This window comes from Zavarzinella formosa DSM 19928, from assembly GCF_000255705.1.
Taxonomy (GTDB): Bacteria; Planctomycetota; Planctomycetia; order Gemmatales; family Gemmataceae; genus Zavarzinella; species Zavarzinella formosa.
Map to the genome: position 1 here is coordinate 430031 of NZ_JH636440.1, position 20354 is coordinate 450384.

The window sequence follows — 20354 nt, forward strand, 5'->3', positions numbered from 1 at the left end:
AAAGGCGGCCGCGAATTGGGCGGTTGCCCAGAGGGAGCGGATTTCGTCCGCAAGGTCCGGATGGTCGAGGGCGGCTTGGTCAATGTCGGCGTGCTGGCCGAGGCGTTGCCGGTCGCCAAGCTCGGCCAGCACCGCCGCGAGCCGGTCGTCGGCCGAGAGAATGGGATCAACAGCGTTCATGGCGGTGATTATATCGCGTCAGGCGATCCCGCAAACCGGGCGGGGATGTCGGTGTTCCCGGTCGGTGTGGAAGTTTCCGAAACAGGTCGGAGGCGGTTTCCGCGTGCGTCATCGCTGACTTTTTGATACCTTCAGCGGCAGGAGATCAACATGAAACACACCCTTCCCGCCTTTGTTGTCCTGCTGATATCGCTGGCGCCGTCATGGGGGGCTGAGCCGCCGCCGAAGCCGGTGCCGACATATGCGGATGTTTCTTATGGGCCGAGTCCGCATCAGATCATGGATGTGTATCTGCCGAAGGAAGTCGGCGGACCGTCGGCGGTGTTGATCTGGTACGGCGGCATCTGGGAGCCGAGCAAGCATGTGCCGGATGTCAAGCGGTTCCTGCCCGTGAACATCGCCGTGATCGGCGTCGAGACACGCACCCTCAACGACGGCATGAAGGAGAAGGCCAGCCCGCCGGTGGCGTATCTGATGAACGATGCCTGCCGGGCGGTGCAGTTTGTGAAACTTCAGGCGGAGAAGTGGCACATCGACCCCAAGCGAATCGCCGTCGGCGGCGGCTCTCAGGGGGCGTTGCCCGCCCTCTATGTCGGCTGCGTTCCCGACCGAGCCGACCCCAAGGCGGCCGATCCCATCGAGCGGGTTTCCACGAAAGTGACTTGCGTGGCCGCCTATCGCAGCCAGCCGAGCATTGATCCGCAGCGCATGCAGGAATGGGTTCCCGGTGTGAAATGGGGAGCCCCGGCGCTTGGCTACTCATTCGAGGAATCGCTGAAACGCCGCGAGGAACTGAAGCCCGTCCTTGAAAAATGGTCCCCCGAGAACTTGCTGCACAAAGGATCGTCGCCGGTCTATTTCGAGAACAACTGGGGCCTGACCCAGCCGGCGACCGTCACCGAGATGGATTACAAAGTCCACTCCCCCGCCTGGGGCCTCGGCTTCCAAAAACTCGCCAGTCAGGCGGGCGCCACCTGTCATGTCAAATACCCCGACCACCCGACCGACGGATACAAGGACATCTGGGACTTCATCGTCAAGGAATTGAATCACCCGAAACCGAAGTGAGGAGGTTTGTCATCCGCCAAGGCGGATCACCATCATGAGCAGCCCGCAAGACATCTTGGGCGCGCCGCGCCCGCCATCCAACGGCGGTGCCGGGGTGTTCATGGCTTGGCCTCTCGTTGACACTCTTTACGATTACCTTCCGCTGTTGGGGCCGGAGCCCATCGCCCGTTTCCCGGAGGGCGCCCCGCCACCCGGTTCTGTGGCCATCATCGGGGCCGGTCCGGCCGGGATGGTTGCCGCTTATGAGTTGCTGCGTGCGGGGATCGTTCCCTGTGTGTTTGAGGCCACCAACCGCATCGGCGGCCGCAATTGCACGCGCTGCTTCACGGACGGAGGCCAACCCGTCAATGTCATCGCGGAAATGGGGGCGATGCGGGTGCCCGTTTCCAACAAGGTCTTTTGGAGTTACGCGAACCGATTCCAAATGAAGGCCAGCCTGTTTCCCGATCCGGGCCGGGTGCCGACCACGCTCTCCTACAAGAACACCCCCCACGAGTGGGCGCCGGGAAGCCCGCCGCCGGAGCCGTTCGCCCGAATCCAAACTGAACTCGGCCGGTTTGTCGATCCGCTGGTGGAGAAGATTTGGGAACCCTGGCGGCGGCGGGACTGGGAAGGCGTGCGGGGCGTGTGGCAGGGGTACGTCAATCAATACGCGAACCTCAGCTTTTATGAGGCATTGAAAGCGGGCATCCCCCAATGGAAGGCGGACGACTTCGTGGCCTTCGGTGCGTTGGGGATCGGCTCGGGCGGCTTCGCCCCTCTTTATGAAATCAACTTCCTTGAAATGCTCCGCATTCTCGTCAACCAATGGGAGAATGACCAGCAAATGCTGCTCGAAGGAGTCGGCCGGTTTATCGAACAGTTTCACACGCAGCAGGTCACCATGCCTGATGGAAAGCGGGCGTCGCTTCAGGAGCGGAACGCCGTCTCCCTGAACACTCCCGTCACCGGGTTGGAATCAGGCGTGAATCGCAAGCCCAAACTCAGCTACCGGAACCCGGCCACCGGAGAGATGGTCACTCGCGAGTTTTCGGCAATCATCGTCGCGACCACCACCCGTTCGATGCAGATCACGCTCGGCCTCACGCAACCGGCCGCCGCCATTGCCTCGGCCGATGTGAAGAATGCCCTGCGTGAACTGCACATGATTCAATCGTCCAAGATGTTCATCCGCACCCGGACCAAGTTCTGGCTCGACGCGGCCGGAAACCCGATCCCCGGCATGCCCCAGAACATCCAGACCGACGAATTGCCGAGGGGGGTGTACTGCCTCGATTATCCCCAAACCGAAAACGGCGTTGTCCTCGTCAGTTACACTTGGGGAGACGATTCGAGCAAGTTGCTTGGCCTGGATATCCCGACTCGCTTCGAGCAGTTCAAGCAAGTTCTTCGCAACATCAACCCGCAGTTCGCCGACCATCTCGTGCCCGTTGGCGGCGAAATCCTGAATGTCGACTGGGAAGCCGAGCCGTATTTCTACGGGGCGTTCAAGCTCCACCACCCCGGCCAGGAACCGGCGGCCCGCGCCGCTTATCATCAATTCTTGAGCGTGCTTGACCCGTTGACCGACACCGGCGTCTATCTGGCCGGCGACGGCGTCTCATGGTCCGGCGGCTGGACGGAGGGTGCTTTGCACACCGGACTAAACGCCGCCTGCGCCGCCGCCCGCCGCCTCGGGGGCCTGTTGCCTCCTGACTCGCCGCTCACCCAAAATCCGGATCTTTACGATTACGGTTCGTGACTGGAATAGCCGGGGTCGATTGTTATTTTCTGCCGCTGCCCAAGAGCCCCACTGCGTGAGCGGTGGGGGTGGCCCTCGCACTCAGAAAACCACCCCCACCGCTCACGCAGTGGGGCTCTTGAGGTTCAACAACCGGCGTGAATAGGAATCAAGGAAATCTCACATCCAATCTCGGCCGCCTGCTTGGGATTCCCACAACCGGCATAAGTCCAAGCTAATGCCACGCGCGTTGAAAATCGGCAGCCGAATTGGAAACGCCCCATCACCCGTTGGTCGCCGGGACCAGTTCCGGCGCGGGATCAACCGGGGTCGCCGGGGAACCGGCGGCCAGCGTAAAGCGGGCTTCGTAGTCGCGGTGGTTGGTTCCCATCAGGCGGTCCCAGATGTTGAAGTAGAGGCCGTAGCTGCCGATGAACTTTTCGTGATGCAGGGCATGATGCGTCGGCGTGTTCAACAGCCGGCCGGCCCAGGTTCCCAGGAACCAGCGGGGGAAGATTTCGTAGCCGCCGTGGCCGAGGACGTTGAAGGCGATTTGCCAGCCCATGAAAGCCGTGAAGGCCACGCCGTGCATTGGGATCGTGCAAACCACCAGCGGCCCGATCCCGGCTTGGACGAACGCCTCCGGCACGCTGAAGGCATAGGCCGCCCACGGGGTCGGGTTGGTGGAAAGGTGATGCGTGCGGTGGAAGATTCGGTAGAGTCGCCGGTGGTGCATCAGGCGATGGGTCCAGTAGAAATAGGTGTCGTGCATCATGACGGCGATCAGGATGCTGGCGAAGAACCATTCCCACCCGTGGTCGTCCACATGGCGATAGAGACGGGTGTGCCCGCCGAGGGCGGCGAACACGACAATCCCGGTCACTGTGGCGAACACCAAGATGCTGCGAAGCGAGTGAATCAACTCCCGGGTGATTTGCTTGCGGGTCGGCGGGCGCTGGACGATCTTCCGCGAGGCCAGCCGACGCCGGAACAGGGTGTAGAACACCAGCCAGATGGCGGCCGCCCCGCCGGCATACCAAAGGCCATCCGAGACGGCCGCCGCGCCACCCGCCGCGAGGGCCGCCACCGTGCGGTCAACAATGTTCAAATCATGTCCTCAAAAACCGGCGTTCATTTCTTCAGCGAATAGAGCAGGGCCGCCGTGGCCAGTTTCATGGCGCTGTCGGGGTCATAGCCTTTGCAGGCGCTGGACTTGTTCTTTTCCAACGCGCAACCGATGTCGTACTTGCTATAGATCACCACCCAGCGGTCGTCGATCTTGATGCCCTCCAGCAGGGGCTTCGTGTCGCGGAAGTTGGCTTCCGCAGTGCCGTCGGCCTTCTCCGTCCGGCAGCGCACATTGGTGATCCACTCGCCGTTGAGTTCCGAACTGTACAAGAAGTCCGTCTCGGGGATCACTTGCAGCTTTTGGTTTGGGAACGTCTTCTTCATGAAATCGCGGAAGGCGGCATCAAACTTTTCACTGCCGCAACAGGCGTCGGCCAGCAGTGTGCCCCCGACTTCGAGGTGGGCCTTCATGTTTTCGATCTCGGCCTCGTCGGTCGTGAACGCGGCTTTGCCGTGCATGTACACGAACTTGTACTGCCAGAGGCGCTTTTGCGTCATCGGCACATCTTGTTTGGCGAGCGACACATCCAGCAAATATTTGTCGCGGGCGTTCAGGGCGAGCGAACGCAGGGCGTTTTTGGCGGGCTGCCAGTCACCGCCGTCGTGCCGGATTTGGGCTAGTTCCACCAAATATCTGGCTCCGGCCACCGGTTGGTCGTCTTTCGGGTCGCGCACTTTCGGCTTGTCGAGTCGTGGCTTGGGAGGCTCGAACCCGGTGGCATAAGCCACGATGTTTCCGGCCAGACGGTATGACAGTTTGCCCCGCATGGTGTCCCCGACGATTTCGCCGACCTTGGGGGAATAGCGGCCATCCTCCCAATATCCGGCCAGCGGTTGCGGGATCAGCACCACCACGGTCTTGCAACCCCGTTCGATCGCGTGAATTCGCTTTGTCTCGGGGATGGACGCGCCCTGAAATGTCTCGGCCGGAACCAACGCGTGGGCCGACCAAATGGGGTGGTTGGCCGACAGGGGCGTGAGCGGCGATTCCAGTCCGAACATCTCGCGATCTTCCATCAGCGCCTTGAACCCTTGGGCGAATTCTTCCGACCCGCAGCACGCCTCGGCGAGAATAAAGCCCCCTTCGTCCACATAGCGTTTCAGCACCTTCTTCTGGGCCGACGTGAGTTTCGGGGCCTCGTGGCCGTTGATGTACAAGATCGGCGATTGCAACAGATTGGAAACTTCCTCGTTGATCTTGGCCTCGGAACTCAAATCGGTCAGGCGGGGGTCGAAAACCTGCCAGGCCAGCGGCATCTTCTTGAAGAGTTCCCGCGAGGAATATTCGACGATATGCCGGGTGTCGTGGTGCTTGCGGTTCCAGCCGGCGCCCTGACCGGGGCGGTCGGCGGCCGAGTCCCACGCCATCTTGCTCACCAGAATCGGTGTGCGCCCCTTGGCCATGAACAGCAGGGCGAAACTGGTGGAAATCACCGGGTAATTGTCGAGGGCCGAGCCTTGGATGCGATATTCGCCTCCCGGTTTCTGGGCCAGCCCGGCGGTGTCCGGGGCCACGCCGGTCAGGATTTCGCAGCCCTCCCGATACCAGTCGTGATCGCCAACGAAACGCTGGCCGGACAATCGGCCGACACGCTCGACGCCGTACACGTTGTAAAAGGTGTGCGGCGGGTTGGTAAACCGGAACTCTTTGGACAGCCAGCGCAGCCCCTTGGCAACCGCGTCGTCATCCGGGTAGAAACCGCATTTCTTGGCGATGCCGGTTCGTTCGTCGAATTCTTGGAAGTTGTCGTTCTCTTCCAGCGAGGCGATCAGCAGGCCGCACACCCCGGCGGCGGTCATCGTCAGCGTGCCCTTGCCGGTTTTCTCGCCGGAGGAATAGTTCCACCCGGCGATTGGCTTGCCGTCCGGGCCGGGGATCGCCTTGCATTGGTTTTCGACGTAGTAGCGGTGAATTTCCTTCCACACGGCCGGATCGATCTTCGCCCCCGCCGCCCGCCCGGACATCAGGCCGAGAAGGGCGTATTGCACGTTGGAATTGTCCGGCGGATTGCTGGAATTCATCGTGTAAGTCCAGCCTTCGAGCTTGCCCCCCTTGCCGAGTTTTCCCCCGCGCGTGGTGGCGGCATCGATCAGCCAGTCCACATTGGCCTGGATGCGGTTCAAATCTCTGGTGTCGCCCAATTCGGCCAGCACCATTGTGTGCAGCCCGACCACATAGGTGTGCCGATTGTCCATGCCCCGGACATACGGCAGGCAGCGCTTGATGACGGGGTCATCTTGGGAGACGCCGGCCGTGAGCAGGGCCAGCATCACCAAGTTGGTGGTCCCGCCGGGGAGGAACATGGTGAGGGAGTCGTTCTCCCAATTCCAAGTGTTGGCCCCCTGATTCTTCTGCTGGGTTTTCAGGTAGTCGATGGCCTTGTTCATCGACCCGCGAACTTTTTGCACCAACGGATCATCCGCCGCCCGGCTGCTGGCGGGAAAGAAGAAGAGCGGAACCAACAAAAGTATCAGGCGGCGCATGCGGGTTTCTCCCGGAAGACGGGGGTCCATCATTCTTATGGTAGCCGACGCGGAAAGCAGACGCGATGGAGAAATGACCGGGCGTTACCTCCCGCCTTTTCAGAACACAGTGGCATCCAGGATCGTTTGCGGGTTAAATGGATGATGGCATGATTTTCGAAGGATCTCTCCATGACCTCGCTTCTGTTGCTGATCGCGCTGTCCGCCGGAGCCGATCCGGCCGGGACGACGCCCGCCCCGGCCGAGGCCCGCGCGGCGGCCGAGCGAAGCCTGCCCTATCTGATGAAAAGTTCGGCCGCGTGGCGGGAGGATCGCAAGTGCGTGACCTGTCATCAGGTGCCGTTCGCCCTCTGGCCTCTCAACGACGCACGGACACGGGGTATCCGGGTCGATGAGAAATTCACCGACGATCTGACCGCGTGGTCCCTGAATTTTTGCACGACGAACAAGAACGACAACGAATTCACCGGCGGCTTCCTCTCGACGATGGTGAAACTGATCCTCGCCTTGGAGGGGTCAACGAAGAAGGAAGATGTTGCCAAGGCATATGAATTCTTCGTGCCGATCATCGCCAAGAGGCAGCGGCCCGACGGCTCCTGGAAGGAAGGGAACTTCATCGAAATCCGAGGAGCCCGGCGAGAAGGAATCGAGACGGACACGATGTGGACCCTCATCGGACTGAATGCCTTGGAGAAGCAAGCCGGAGAAGTCCTGACCCCGCTTGCGCGGGACAGCATCAAAAAGATGCGGGAGTTGGGGCTGGCCTCGCTCAAGGACGCGACGCCAGAGACGCGAACAGACTGGCTGGCCTTGCGGATGCTCGTCGAGCATCAAAACGGCGATCCCAAGCAGGCCGAAAAATGGCGAAAAGAACTGCTGAAGCGGCAAAACGCGGACGGCGGCTGGCCGTTTGTGAAAGACGGCGCCAGCCATCCGCTGGTCACCGGGGAATGCCTGTATCTGCTGAGCGTGGGCGGGTTAAAGGGAGACGAGCCCGAAGTCCGGCGGGCTTGGAAGTTCTTGGTGTCCGCCCAAGAAAAAGACGGGTCGTGGAAGACGACCAGCCGACAGGAATTTGGCAAGAGCGGCAAGACCAAGATCAACGATGTCAACACTCATTGGGGAACAGGCTGGGCCGCCGTGGGATTGCTCCGCACTTTGCCGGGCAAACCATGAGGGCTCATGGTTTCTTCCCGGCCAGTTCTTTTTTGAGTCGTTCGATTTCGTCCAACAATTCCTGACGAGTCGGTTCGGGTTTCGGCTCCTCGGCCGGGGGAATCATGGCCGGGGGCATTTCGTGCAATTCGTTGAAGCGGGCCGGGGTGACGAACAGCACCACGTTGCCGTTCTTGGCGGCCTGCAAGCCGCTCAACTCGCCGATGGTTTGCAGGGCCGCTTCAACGGGAACATTCAAGAACGATGCGCTGATCTTGGCGTCCCCCGATTCCTTGGCGTCCCCCGCCAGCAAGATCGTCCGGCCGGAGCGCTGTTGGAACTTCTCCAAGACCTCTTTCAGCGGAACCTCATCCAGTTTGCAAGTGATGGTCGGCAGGAGCTTATAAAGCTGCTGATGCGCGTTCGGCGGCGGCATGTTTTCCCGAGGCGCCAACGTCAATCGCTTGGGGGTGTTGCGATAGAGATTGGGAATCTCCCGCGTCTCCCCTTGCAGCAATTGCGCCGCCTCCGCGCTCACCAACCGGATGCGGTCCTTTTCGATGAGATAACCAAACTTGGCCTGTTCGCAGACATCGGCCAGGATGTGTTCCAGTGAAAACCGATGATCTCGCACGGAGAGTTCGAGATCGCGGAGGGTATCCTCTGCTTCCTGTCGCTCGGTGAAAGATCGCAAATCAACCTGAACGGGAACGCCGACCGCGTCTTGGAAAATCTCGATGAACAAATGTAGTTTGATCGCGGGCAGAAAGGTCGAATCTTTGGGCCGCTTTTGCAGACGCTCGGCGATTTCAAACGGATCGGCCGGTTTGAATTTCTTCGCCACCGGCTCGACCGCTGCCGCCGGATGAATCAGGCCGTCATGGGCGCATGCCGCCAGAACCAACGCGACCCAAAGGTGATGTCTCATGCGAGTTCCCCGGCGGTGATGGCCGCAACCGTTGCCAAATGAATCGGTTGCGTCAATTCTAACGACTACGGCGCCGGGGAGACAGGGCGAAATCCGGCTCCGCTCAGAAGTTATTCCGCGTCTCGCCGTCGACGCTCAAATCCAACACCTTGTCCGTCGTGCCGGTGGCGAACCAATCCAGATCGGCCTCGCCGCTCAACGAATCAATGGAGACCGGCGTCTCCGAGATTGTGGTTCCGTTCAACAGGAAACCGTTGACTCCGGTGTCGCGGACGAGGGCCACATGATCCGCATAGGTGGCCGCCGAGAGGTTGGTTGTCCAGCCGAACCGCAGACCGTCGAGGGCGACGGCGTTGGTCTGGAACGACACCGCCCCTGCCACAAGGATGTCGAAGCCGTTGCCGCCGTGAATGTTGTCGATGCCGAGGCCGCCGATCAACAGATCGTTGCCATCACCGCCGGTGAGGGTGTCATTGCCGTTGCCGCCGACGAGGATGTCATCCCCCGCCCCGCCGGTGAGGGAGTCGGCCCCCTTGCCGCCGAGGACCACGGAGATGCCGCTGATGCCCAAGACGGCGCTGGTGGAGGTTCCGGTCGCCAGGTTTACTTTCACGGCCGCCACGCGGGCGCTGTAATCCAAGGTGTTGAGTCCGCCGTTGCCGATGATCTTGCCGGCGACGGAACCAACCGTTCCCATCACAAAACGGTCGGCGGCGTCGCTTCCGTCCAGTTCTTCCATCCCGGCAAATTTCACGGCGTTGAGGTTCCCGGCCCCGGCTCCGGTCATCGTCCATGTGCCGTCAGCGGTGAGTTGATTCACCACCTTGTCCGTCACCCCGGCGTAGGTGCCGCCGGTCATCGTCCCCTTGAGGGTGGCGCCATCGCCCACTTGGAAGGTGTCCGGCGATCGGGCGCCGCCGGTCAGGGCTTCAAAGCCGTTGAAGGCGGTCCCGGCCACCGACCCGGACCCGGCGCCGGTGAGCGACCATGTCACCGGCGTGGTGATGACTGTCGGCAGGCTGATGAGGGTGTCGTTGTAATTGGTCAGCGAGCTGCCGATCAGCGTTTCGATGTCGCTGAACTTGGATGTGGTGATCGAGTTCAGGCTGCCTTGTTTTGGCCCGGTCACATACCAACTGTTGTTGCCTGCGGTGCCCCGTGTCAGGCTGTCGTTGCCTGCCCCGCCCAGCAGCGAACCAGAGAAGATCGGCGTGTTCATGGTGAACGTGTCGGCCCCGGCCCCGCCGGCGAGGGTTTCGACGCCCACCAGCGAAATGCCGTTGAGCGTGGCTGTTGTGGAGGTGTTTACAGTCCACGAGTTGTCGGTGTCTTGGGCGTTCAAGCGGTCGATGCCGACGCCGCCGTCGATCTTGGTGATGGCCCCGCCGCCGAGGGTGATGGTGTCGTTCCCGCCGAGCGCCAGTATTTGCCAAGAGGCGAAGCCTGGTCCGGTGATCGAGCGGCCGTTGAGTTGAACCATGTCCGGGCCGGTGGTGATGGTGTCGCTCCCGGCGGTGCCGTTCACGGTCACGGCGTCGGTTCCGCCGTTGCCGAGGAGTTGGATGCCGCCGGGGATGACAAATGTCCCCGCCGCGACGTTGTTCAACTTCACGGCAAACGTGTTGGCCGCCGTTTGCGGGGTGAGGACGATCAGATCATTGCCTGTGCTGCCGCCAACGAGCAAATCGGACCCGCGAATCACCGCCAGTTTGACGGCCACCCCCAACGTGCTGGTCGCCTGCCGGGACTTGCTATCGCGGACGGAAACCGTCACGGTGTCGCTTCCCGTGTTGGCATAGGCATGATGGCTGACCAAACTGTCAGCGCCGGTCACGGGGGTCCAATCGGAGACGGTGCCGTCCCCGTAATCCCAGCGAATTTCCTGGGTGGCCGAGGTGTCGAGATCGATGATGTTGGCGGTGAACGTCTGGTCCAATCCGCGAACGGCATCACCCGGCCCGGCGAGGGATACCGTCAGGGTCGGCGGGGGCGTGGTGAATGTGAACTTGTCGGCCGCAACGACCGACGATTTGCCGGGGCCGAAGAAGACCGGATCGCCGTCCTTGTCTGTCTGCTGGCTTCCTGATTGCACAAAAACATCCGTCGCCCCCAAGGCATGGGCCGGGGTGGTGGCGATGATCTGCGTGTTCGACACCACCGTGACCGATGCCGCCGGGGTGGTGCCGAAGAACACTTGAAGCTGGCCGTTCAATCCCTCGGTGAAGTTGTTGCCGGTGATGGTGACGGAGGTGCCGCCGTCGGCCGATCCGCTCTTGACACTCAACCCGGTGACGACGGGGGTGAGGTCAATCACCTCGAAATCCGTCGCCTTGATGGCGTTGATTTGCAACACCGAATCCATGTTCCATTCGTCCGAGGGCGTGCCGGAGAAATACATGTCCGACCCGTTGTCCGCGACGATCATGCCGTAGGTCTTCATCGCTTGGGCGATGGCCTTGGTCTCCGGCGACCAGTTGGACGGGATCACAAAACTGGCTTTCAGCCGAAACCGTTCCCCCATCCGCGGCAGATCGCTGTCATCCGACGAACTGGCGGCATGGGACGCCGGATACACAAACATGTCGCGGGTTTGCTGCACCGTCATCCGAATCGCGTGGTCAATGACCCCCTGTCCCCCTTCGGAAACGGGCAGCGCCTCGTCCGGCCGGACCAGACCCGGCATGATCGGCAGCCCGGCCGCGTCCGCCGAGGTGTCGCCGATGGTTCGGAAGGTGTTCGCGTTCAAATCCCAAACGGAGATTTGATACGCTCCCCATTCGTTGACAGATTTCGTGGCCCCCTCGGGGAATTTCGTTTCGCTCGGCCGGATGGCTTGGTAAAGCTCGTAAAGAATGTTGGCCGATTTGTCGTAAATGAGAAGATGGGAGTCACCGCGATTCTTGGACGGCGCCGGCCCGGTCGGCCCGTCCCCCTCAATCACCACGGACGAGGCATCGGCCGGGATGGGGACATTCACCAAATCGCTTTCGTCCGCATAGCCAGCCGAGGGGATGAACACCGGCACTTTGGCGACGGTCGAATCAACCACGTTGATCGGGATGCCGTACAACGCCTCGTCGGTGACGGGGTTGCCGAAGTCCGGGTGGAGTCCGGGGGCGGTTCCTTTGTGCTCGGCCACGATGTGGTCGATGATCGCCTTGGAATTGGCCGAGACCGGCGCCCCGGAGACAACTTGGTTCCACGGGTTGTCGAGCGGGAAGATTTGATTCCCTTGAAAAGTCGGGACCACACGGGATTCCAGCGTTTCCAATCGTTGACTGATCAGTCGGCGTGTCGAAATCATGTTCTCAAATCCTTTTTGAGAGACCAAGACGCGGAGAGATGGCCGAAACATCGCGTGAAGAAATCACGACGGCCAACATTCCCAAACCGGGAAAGGACGGGGATCAACAAGCACTGGCTGAAGCAGTCGGTTCGGCGAAAATGTTCCAGTCACAATCAAGAGGGGAAGACCAAGACCCGACCAATCGGTCATGGGGAACACTTCCGGGGCACGCGTCTTCGATCTTTCAGGGATGAAAGCGGTAACACCTTGATGGCGTTCACCCGAAGACACTGAACCGAAGATACTACAAGTCGGAAAATAGAACAATATTGATGTTTCAGTGGCAAAACGAACACGCGAGAGCGGTCAAAAAATGGAGAGAATTCAACAGATGGATGAATTTCGTGGCCGGGGCAAATAAACCGCCCGCCGGGAAGACACTGGGCAAGATGCGGTCGTTTTCAATTCTTTCCCCATCTGACGCCTTCAAGGATCGGTCCTCAAAAGTGTCGAGAGATCAAAGTTCGTTCTGTCATTCAACGATTGCCCGGCGCGGGGAAATGCGGTAATCTACACTTCCCCGCGACCGCATTTCCCGGAGAGGCGTTTCATGTTGAATCTGGAGAACGGAGCCGTCTCCCGCTCGCAGTTCCATTCTCGCCGGGAATTGCTCCGCATCGGCTTCCTTGGCCTCGGCGGGCTGACGCTGGCCGACCTGTGCCGGTTGCAAGCCCGCGAATCGGTCAAAGACACGGCCGTGATTCTGTTGTTCGTTCACGGCGGGCCGAGCCATCTCGAAACCTACGACATGAAGCCGGAGGCATCGAGCGAGATTCGCGGCCCGTTTCGGCCAATCAAAACCAACGTCTCCGGGATTGATGTCTGCGAACATCTGCCGCGACACGCCAAAACCGCCCATCGCTTTTCGTTGATCCGTTCCTGCACGCACGACGAGGCTGACCACTTCGCCGGTCATCGCCGCTTCCTCAGCGGTTACGGGCAACTCAAGGCGGGAACTTCTTACGAATCGCATTACCCGCAAGTTGGCGCCGTCATCAATCGGCATTTCGACGGGACGCGCAAGGGGATGCCCCCGGCCTTGTCGGTGGGCGGGGTGATCGCCAACGGGCCGGATTATGCGGCCGGGATTTCCGAGGGCTATTTGCCGGGGCAATACCGGGTGCCGATTGTCAGCGGCGGCATCCGCGATGCCTCGCTTACCGTGGATGGCAAACGGCTGGATGACCGCCTCGCGTTGCAAAAGAGTTTCGACGGCCTGCGACGGGACATTGATGTCACCGGCACGATGAACAACATCGACGCCTGCAATCGGCAGGCCCTCGAAATTCTCACCACCGGCCGGGTTCAACAAGCCTTCGATCTTCAACGCGAACCGGCCCGCATCCGCGAACGCTATGGGGACGGTTACGGCCAGGAAGTGCTGACGGCCCGGCGGTTGGTTGAGGCTGGCGTTCGCTTCGTGACCGTTCGCGCCCCCGGCGGCGGGGTTGGCACCAAGGCGTATGACTGGGACGATCACGCCGTCAATTGGGACATGAAAGCCGCCATGCTGGCTCGCCTGCCCAAATACGATCAAATCGTGACGACCCTGATCGACGACTTGTTCGATCGCGGCCTCGACCAACGGGTGTTGCTGGTGGTCACCGGGGAATTTGGCCGGACGCCGCGACTGGAAAACAAAGACGGCGTCATCGGCCGCGACCACTGGCCCTCGGCCATGTCCATCCTGATTTCAGGCGGCGGCATGCCGATGGGCCAAGTCATCGGCTCCACCACCAGCACCGGCGAACGGCCAAAAGAACGGGCCTTGGACCCGCATGACGTGCTGGCGACTGTTTACCACCACCTCGGAATCGATCACGCCCAAATGCTGGCCGACGCCGGAGGGAGAATTGCGCCGCTGACGCGGGGCGAGCCGATTCGGGAATTGTTTTGATCTGATTTTATTTGAGCAGGCGTATTTGTAGCGGATCATGCCGGATCACTCTCCGGCGGGCCGGACGATTCGGAAGTGGGGTATCCGCACCAACGGACGAACTGGTTCGACCAAAGCGACGTGGATGGGAACATAGCCGACCTTCGCGTGGACCCTGCGGACCAAGGCAATGTCGTCGGCGTCGCTGTCCGCCACCTTTTCATCGTGGATGGCCACATACTGTCCCAAATGAGTGGCCAGCAGTTCGGGCAGCAGCCGGAAAAACGCATTACGTTCGCGTTCTCCCTTGGAAAGCGGGAGCGGTTCGGGCAGGCTCGCTTCAAACACGGGTTCGGTGGCGGCGACGCTCATCACTTCCCCTATCCAATTTTGACACATGCCGGGCGTATTGTCATGATACCCAATGGGTCGGGCCTTGCGGCCAGGATTGTTTTAATCACTCACCGCTGACGGTGGTCTTCATCAGTTTCGGAATCCTCGCGAGCCATTTGCCATCTTGATAGACAAATTCTCCCCGCCACATGGTCCGGGTGGATTTGGGCGGTTCGTCTCGCGTTTCGGAGAACTGGTACTTCTTGCTCTCCAAGTTGATTTCGTACTTTCCCCAGAAAAGCCACGGGCTGCCGGGTTCCGGCTTCATCGGCATCGCCTTGTATTTGGCGATGGGGAACTCTTTGAGGTTTTCGAGGTTTTCCGCGTAGATGAGATCCAAAATGGCGGCTTTCGCATCCTCGGCCGTTAACGCGGGTGGTGGCAACTCAACAGGGACCGTTGGCTCTGTCTTCTGGCGACAGCCAGCGGGTAAGATGGTGACAAGCAGAAGAAGTCGAAAGACAAAAGGCATTTTTTAGCCACGGATCGAACACGGATGAAACACCGATTCGGACAAAAACCAAAACCGATCAAAACCTGATGAAAGACCAGACCAAACAATTTGGGATCAATCCCCATCCTTCTGATCGTGCTTTTATCTCTGTTTTTGTTTTATCCGAATCCGTGTTTCATCCGTGTTCGATCCGTGGCTAAAAATGCCTTTTGTTTTTATCTGAGTCCGTGTTCGATCCGTGGCCAAAAAATTCTTCTCTTCATCCGTAGGCTTCCAGCCACTTTCGCAACAGCCCCGCGAGGTCTTTCATTTCCTGTTTGCTCAGCGGCGGCAAAGAGTTTTTCGCCTCGTCGAAGCGGGTTTCCGTGGCTTTGTCAATGAATTGAATGCCCTTGCGGGTCAGCCGGATCACCACGCCGCGGCGGTCGCCGGGGTCCGGTTCGCGGGCGATGTATCCGGCTTGCTCGAGCCGGTCGAGGCGGTTGGTCATCCCGCCGGAGGAGAGCATCACGCTCTTCATCAACTGCTTCGGTGTCAGGCCGTTGTTATCTTCTTCCCGACGCAGAGTGGCCAAAATATCGAACTGCCCGAGCGAAAGATCCTCGTGGACCGACAACGCCTCGTTGACGCTCTTGTCCAGTTTTTGGGCCAGCACCAGCACCCGGCCGACCACGTCGAGCGGGGCCGGGTCGAGGTCCGGCCTCACCCGTTTCCATTGCTCGTTCATGCGGTCAATCAGGTCCATACATTCAGGCTACCGTCAGATATCTTCATGTCAAGATACTTGACACGAAGATTCTTCCGGTTAAGCTAATCGGGAACAACATCGTCGCCCTCTCTCCCCAAGGAAAGAAGACATGAAGGAAATTTCGATCGCCGGCGTGGTGGAACACTGCGTGGAACGCTCCGACTATCCGCCGGAGAAGATCAAGCAAATCCTGAAGGACGAAGTGATCGCCGTCCTCGGCTACGGCGTGCAAGGCCGTGGCCAGTCCCTCAACATGCGGGACAACGGGCTGAACGTCATCATCGGCCTCCGCGAAGGCTCGGCCGGTTGGAAGCTCGCCCAAGAGGACGGCTACGTCCCCGGCAAGACCCTCTTCTCCCTCGAAGAAGCCGCCGCCAAGGGCACGGTCATCCAATACTTGCTGTCCGACGCCGGGCAGAAGGACTTCTGGCCGAAGCTCAAGCCGCTGCTGACCAAGGGCAAGGCCCTCTACTTCTCGCACGGCTTCAGCATCGTGTTTGCCGACCAGACGGGCGTCGTCCCGCCGGCCGATGTGGACGTGATTTTGTGCGCCCCGAAGGGTTCGGGCACGACGGTTCGCCGCCACTTCCTCGAAGGCCGGGGGATCAACTCCAGCTTCGCCATCCACCAAGACGCGACCGGCCGGGCCAAGGACCGCTGCCTCGCCCTCGGCATCGCCATCGGCTCCGGCTACCTGTTTGAAACGACCTTCAAGAAGGAAGTGGTCAGCGACCTGACCGGCGAACGCGGCGTGCTGATGGGCGCCATCTACGGCCTGTGGCTCGCCCAATACGAAGTGTTGCGGGAACACGGCCACAGCGCCTCGGAAGCCTTCAACGAAACCGTCGAAGAAGCCACGCAATCCCTGTACCCGCTGATCGCGGAAAAGGGGATGGACTGGATGTACGCCAACTGCTCCACGACCGCCCAACGCGGCGCGCTGGACTGGTTCAAGAAATTCCGGGACGCCAGCAAGCCGGTGTTCGAGACGCTGTACCAGTCGGTTGCCAGCGGCGAAGAAACCCGTCGGACGCTCGAAGTGAACAGCCGCCCGGATTACCGGCAGTCCTTGGAAAAGGAACTCAAGGAAATCGCCGACAGCGAAATGTGGCAGGCCGGCCAGCAGGTGCGAAGCCTGCGTCCGGAACGTCAGGGACAGTGATTGAAGGTCGGAATGCGGGATTCGGAATAAAATCAAAACCAAGACCCCGATGAGGTTTTTGGATTTGGTTGTCAAATCCGGATTCCGCATGTGACCGAGGAATGATGGCCACCACTCTCTATTTGATCCGTCATGCCGCGACGCCCGCGAATTTGATGAAGCCCGCCAAGTTGCAAGGCCGCCGGACGGACCCCTCGCTAGCCCCCGTGGGCTTGCGGCAGGCCGAGGCCACGCGGGACTTTCTCGCGGTCCGGCCGATGGACGTGATTTACACTTCTCCGCTGCGCCGGGCGACGCAGACCGCCAATATTCTGGCCAAGCCGCACGGACTGACGCCGATCACGGTGGACCTGCTCACCGAATGCGATGTCGGGAAATGGGAAGGCAAAAGCTGGGAAGACATCCGGGAAGAGAATCCCGCCGAGTACGCGAAATACCACGCCGACCCGGCCAAGAACGGCTATCTCGGCGGAGAGAATTTCGCACAGGTTTATGAACGCGCGACGGAGGCAATGGACGAGATTTTGCGGAAGCATGAAGGGCTTACCGTCGTCGTTGTCTCGCACCACATTGTGAACCGGACTTATCTGGCCGGGGTGTTGGGCCTCGGCCCGGCGAAGGCGCGGGCGGTGTCGCTGGACAATTGCGGCATCTCAGTGGTTTCGCGCGACCAAGGGAAGACAACCGTGGTCACGCTGAACGCCGCGTTCCATCTTCAAGGCGTGACGGCCTGACCGGTCCCGCCGGGGTTTTGGGTTTCCGACTTCGTGATGATGAGCGTCACCAAGTCGGCGATGGTCTCCACGCTTTGCAAATCCTGATGCGTCAAACGGATCTTGTACGCGCCCTCGATCCGCATCACCACGTCAACGAGATCGACGGAATCCAAGCCAAGTTCTTCACGAATCTTGCTGGCCTCCGTCAGTTTCGAGACATCCACTTCCGTGTTTTCCGTCAGGATGTCGCCGAGTCTTTTGACTACTTCTCCACGGTCAATCACCAAAAATCTCCCTGCCATTGGTTCGGCGAATTTATCTTATCGGACACCCGCCGGACGAACAGTTTGAGGGGTATTGCGACTTTCCGGGGCGCCGGAATGCGCCGAAAACCGAAAGCCAAAAGCCCCGTCCGGTTCCTCAATGAAAACCGATGAGGCTACAGCCATCGGCGTTTCCCGATTTCCAAACAGGTCAAAATCCGACCCAAAAGCACCCTGAAATGATGAAAAACACCCCTCCGGCGACCATTTTTGAACAGTTTCACACCCCAAAAGTGGTCAAAAACAGTGGGCCAACTGAACACTATTTTTCAAAATCCCCGGTAAAACAAAGGGGTCGCCTAATGATTTTGGGCAAATGCGCAGCGATTTTGACCAATTGAAAATGGCCCAAAATGGCGGAGGCGACCTTTCGCCGGACTGCCACGCTTTCTCCTGCGCCAGCCGCGCACCGGGGAGCTTTTACGTTCGATAACGGAAGTTGGAGGACGTTCATTGCCTGAACACGAGCCTTTCGCCGATCCCAACGTTGGCACGGTGAGATGGGATAGCGACCGTGGCGACTGGTTGTTCATCGTTACCTTCCCGTCGGGGCGGACTGCCGAGGGCAGCGTTCGGCCGGAAGACAACAGTCTTCACCTGTCGTCGCCAGAGATGGAGGAGAGCAGGGCTTGCATCCACTGGGTTCAGTCCAACGAGCCAGCCCTGAGACAGTATGTTGCAGACAAGATGTACCGGTTGTATCTCGACAGCTGGCACGATCCAGAGCACGGGCCGGCGCTTACCCAAGAAGAGTTCCGCGACAAACTCTCGCTGGTCGGTGTGCAGGTATTGGAGGATCACCGGGCCTTCTTGGTGTTCAGCGATGCGGAGTGCTTCGGAGGTCATGCCATCGTGTTCTCGGTCGGAGCGGACGGAATATTGGACGAGGAGCCCGATCTCTGGGGATAGCGCCCGAGACCGAATCAGACCCTGCTGTAGCCTGCCGCTTCAACGGTTGTTTCCAAGGTTCCGCTCACCGTGTCTGCTGAGCAAAACCATTCGGTTGTAGAAAAAACTCCCCTCAACCACCGCACATCGGAGGTTCACATGAAGCGAGTCACTGGCATCGGCGGCATCTTTTTCAAGGCAAAGGACGCGCCTGCGTTGCAGGCTTGGTACAAGCATCATCTCGGCATTGATGTCCAGGCGTGGGGCGGCGCCGCGTTCGATTGGGTCGGTTCGGATGGCAAGCCCGCGGGCGGAACGACCGCTTGGTTGATTAGTCCGGAGGAAAGCGATCAGTTTGCTCCGAGCAAAGCCTCGTTCATGGTCAATTACCGCGTTGATGACCTTCACGCTCTGGTCGCGGTGCTCAAAGCGGAAGGCTGCAACGTCCTCGACAAGATCGATGACTCCGAGTACGGCAAGTTCGGTTGGGTCATCGATCCCGAGGGAAACAAGGTCGAGTTGTGGGAGCCACCCGCCGGTCAATAAAACGCCCCCGCCTGATACTTTTGAAGTTGCGATTTTTGGGTTTCAGTAAGGGTGTTCTTGGTATTGGCGAGCCGAGCAGTGTCGTCAGACTGCACACACACAACCGAGGAACGCTGTGGCGCAAATCAAGATCTACGGAATTCGAGAGCATCTTGATCCCATCAAGAAAACTCTCTCCGACGTTATCCACTCGTGCGTCGTTGACGCATTGCAATTTCCCGCCGACAAGCGTGCCCATCGGTTCTTTCCATTGGAAAGTGCCGACTTCTTCTATCCGGGTTCCGCTTCACCGCGGTACACAATAATCGAAATCAGCATGTTCGAAGGCCGTTCCGTGGAAACAAAGAAATCTCTGATTCGGCTTCTCTTCGAAAGAATAGGGAGCCAGGGCGGGCGCCTGCCGAACGAAATCGAGGTTACGATTACGGAAACTCCGAAGCACAACTGGGGTTTTCGGGGTCTGCCTGGGGACGAAGTGGGTCTTTCGTACAAGGTCGAGATATAGCACCTGTCATGAGTGTGCCCAAGCATGTGGCCGGGGGTTAATTGTTGGCTTTTGGCTGCCGCAATGACCAATCCGGCATGTGCTCACTCCCCCATTCTTTCGGAGAAGTTACACAAATTCAGATTGTTTTATGTTTGCGAAACAATGTCGCGTGACGGTATAAATTGTCCCAGACCACCCAAAACAGTCGGTCAAACGGCCGGGGGACCGCAGCCCGACAGTTCTTGATCATTCTCTCCCGTTTTAAGGAACAAGGACATGCAAGCGTTGCGTTGGGCCATTGCGTCCCTTTTGGGCGTGGTCATCGTTTTGTCGGTCGGGGATTCCTCCGTCACCGGCCAGACCAAGAAAGACGCCAAGGACAAAAAGGAAGAGGCCAAAAAGGGCGACTGGAAGCTGACGATTTACGACGACGAGAATTTCAAAGGCCGGAACATCATTCTGCGCAACACATTCCCGGATTTGCAAGCGTCGCACAAGTTCGGCAGCAGCGCCGAGTCGATCAAGTGGAGTGTGCCGCCGGGCAAGGCGATGGTGCTGTGTGAAGACAAGGGCTATGTGAGGCCGGTGCTTGTCCTCGTCGGCGACGGCGAAGAAAAGGACTTGGGCAAGAACCAGCGGAACGCCCTGCACCGGATTCGATCCGTGATCTATCTCCCCTGCAAAAAGGGCGAATGGCCGGCGAAGATATCCAAGGATGTCCCGAAGATTGGCGAAGAATCCGACGAGTAACC

The 20354-nt window shown here is 59.7% G+C and carries 19 protein-coding genes; 10 read left to right on the forward strand and 9 right to left on the reverse strand.

Going from position 1 to position 20354, the window contains the following annotated elements:
• Window positions 1–180, reverse strand: a 180-nt coding sequence (locus BGIM_RS50100) for a hypothetical protein (protein ID WP_193788973.1), incomplete at its 3' end; no start/stop codon positions are given.
• Between the two features lie 150 nt (window positions 181–330).
• Here BGIM_RS50100 and BGIM_RS0112675 point away from each other — a divergent pair.
• Complete coding sequence (locus tag BGIM_RS0112675; protein ID WP_020470138.1) at window positions 331–1248, forward strand: alpha/beta hydrolase; 918 nt, start codon at window positions 331–333, stop codon at window positions 1246–1248.
• A gap of 34 nt (window positions 1249–1282) precedes the next feature.
• Entirely contained in the window at window positions 1283–2989 is a 1707-nt protein-coding gene (locus BGIM_RS50105; protein ID WP_020470139.1) for a flavin monoamine oxidase family protein, read from the forward strand.
• Between the two features lie 262 nt (window positions 2990–3251).
• Here BGIM_RS50105 and BGIM_RS0112685 read toward each other — a convergent pair whose 3' ends face one another.
• Both BGIM_RS0112685 and BGIM_RS0112690 read right to left on the reverse strand, forming a co-directional pair.
• Window positions 3252–4076, reverse strand: coding sequence for a sterol desaturase family protein (locus BGIM_RS0112685; RefSeq protein ID WP_020470140.1), 825 nt, complete (start codon window positions 4074–4076; stop codon window positions 3252–3254).
• Window positions 4077–4099: 23 nt separating this feature from the next.
• Entirely contained in the window at window positions 4100–6580 is a 2481-nt protein-coding gene (locus BGIM_RS0112690; RefSeq protein ID WP_020470141.1) for a DUF4159 domain-containing protein, read from the reverse strand.
• A gap of 171 nt (window positions 6581–6751) precedes the next feature.
• Here BGIM_RS0112690 and BGIM_RS0112695 point away from each other — a divergent pair, with 171 nt between their 5' ends.
• Window positions 6752–7756, forward strand: coding sequence for a prenyltransferase/squalene oxidase repeat-containing protein (locus BGIM_RS0112695; protein ID WP_020470142.1), 1005 nt, complete (start codon window positions 6752–6754; stop codon window positions 7754–7756).
• A 4-nt stretch (window positions 7757–7760) separates the two neighbouring features.
• Here the strand turns inward: BGIM_RS0112695 and BGIM_RS0112700 are convergent, their stop codons facing one another.
• Window positions 7761–8663 carry a hypothetical protein gene (locus tag BGIM_RS0112700; protein WP_020470143.1) on the reverse strand — a complete coding sequence of 301 codons (903 nt, stop codon included), beginning with the start codon at window positions 8661–8663 and terminating at the stop codon, window positions 7761–7763.
• Window positions 8664–8766: 103 nt separating this feature from the next.
• Entirely contained in the window at window positions 8767–11967 is a 3201-nt protein-coding gene (locus BGIM_RS57380; RefSeq protein WP_162136245.1) for a beta strand repeat-containing protein, read from the reverse strand.
• Between the two features lie 592 nt (window positions 11968–12559).
• Between BGIM_RS57380 and BGIM_RS50115 the strand changes: the two genes are divergently transcribed.
• Window positions 12560–13906 carry a DUF1501 domain-containing protein gene (locus tag BGIM_RS50115; protein WP_020470147.1) on the forward strand — a complete coding sequence of 449 codons (1347 nt, stop codon included), beginning with the start codon at window positions 12560–12562 and terminating at the stop codon, window positions 13904–13906.
• A gap of 45 nt (window positions 13907–13951) precedes the next feature.
• Here the strand turns inward: BGIM_RS50115 and BGIM_RS50120 are convergent, their stop codons facing one another.
• The 3 genes from BGIM_RS50120 to BGIM_RS0112735 all read right to left on the reverse strand — a co-directional run bounded on the left by BGIM_RS50120 (window position 13952) and on the right by BGIM_RS0112735 (window position 15459).
• Window positions 13952–14257, reverse strand: coding sequence for a hypothetical protein (locus tag BGIM_RS50120; RefSeq protein ID WP_020470148.1), 306 nt, complete (start codon window positions 14255–14257; stop codon window positions 13952–13954).
• An 85-nt stretch (window positions 14258–14342) separates the two neighbouring features.
• Entirely contained in the window at window positions 14343–14750 is a 408-nt protein-coding gene (locus BGIM_RS0112730; RefSeq protein WP_029629995.1) for a hypothetical protein, read from the reverse strand.
• Window positions 14751–14991: 241 nt separating this feature from the next.
• A complete protein-coding gene (locus tag BGIM_RS0112735) occupies window positions 14992–15459 on the reverse strand; it encodes a MarR family winged helix-turn-helix transcriptional regulator (RefSeq protein ID WP_238537616.1) in 468 nt (155 codons plus the stop codon).
• A gap of 130 nt (window positions 15460–15589) precedes the next feature.
• On the opposite strand from BGIM_RS0112735, the gene ilvC reads away from it, so the two are divergent.
• Window positions 15590–16642 (forward strand): ketol-acid reductoisomerase, encoded by a 1053-nt coding sequence (gene ilvC / locus BGIM_RS0112740; protein ID WP_020470151.1) that lies wholly within the window; start codon window positions 15590–15592, stop codon window positions 16640–16642.
• A 101-nt stretch (window positions 16643–16743) separates the two neighbouring features.
• A complete protein-coding gene (locus BGIM_RS57385; protein WP_020470152.1) occupies window positions 16744–17376 on the forward strand; it encodes a histidine phosphatase family protein in 633 nt (210 codons plus the stop codon).
• On the opposite strand, the gene BGIM_RS0112750 is transcribed toward BGIM_RS57385, so the two are convergent.
• Window positions 17358–17642, reverse strand: coding sequence for an acyl carrier protein (locus BGIM_RS0112750; RefSeq protein ID WP_020470153.1), 285 nt, complete (start codon window positions 17640–17642; stop codon window positions 17358–17360). The two genes, BGIM_RS57385 and BGIM_RS0112750, sit on opposite strands and share 19 nt — an antisense overlap.
• Window positions 17643–18134: 492 nt before the next feature.
• Between BGIM_RS0112750 and BGIM_RS0112755 the strand changes: the two genes are divergently transcribed.
• From BGIM_RS0112755 to BGIM_RS0112770, 4 genes are all read left to right on the forward strand, one after another.
• Window positions 18135–18590: a DUF2262 domain-containing protein gene (locus BGIM_RS0112755; RefSeq protein ID WP_020470155.1), complete on the forward strand. Its 456-nt coding sequence runs from the start codon at window positions 18135–18137 to the stop codon at window positions 18588–18590.
• Window positions 18591–18728: 138 nt separating this feature from the next.
• Window positions 18729–19115, forward strand: a complete 387-nt coding sequence (locus BGIM_RS0112760) for a VOC family protein (RefSeq protein ID WP_020470156.1) — start codon at window positions 18729–18731, stop codon at window positions 19113–19115.
• A gap of 115 nt (window positions 19116–19230) precedes the next feature.
• Complete coding sequence (locus BGIM_RS0112765; protein WP_020470157.1) at window positions 19231–19620, forward strand: tautomerase family protein; 390 nt, start codon at window positions 19231–19233, stop codon at window positions 19618–19620.
• A gap of 258 nt (window positions 19621–19878) precedes the next feature.
• The gene (locus BGIM_RS0112770) at window positions 19879–20352 is read left to right on the forward strand and encodes a hypothetical protein (RefSeq protein WP_020470158.1); all 474 of its coding nucleotides are present in this window, start codon (window positions 19879–19881) and stop codon (window positions 20350–20352) included.
• Window positions 20353–20354: the final 2 nt, after the last annotated feature.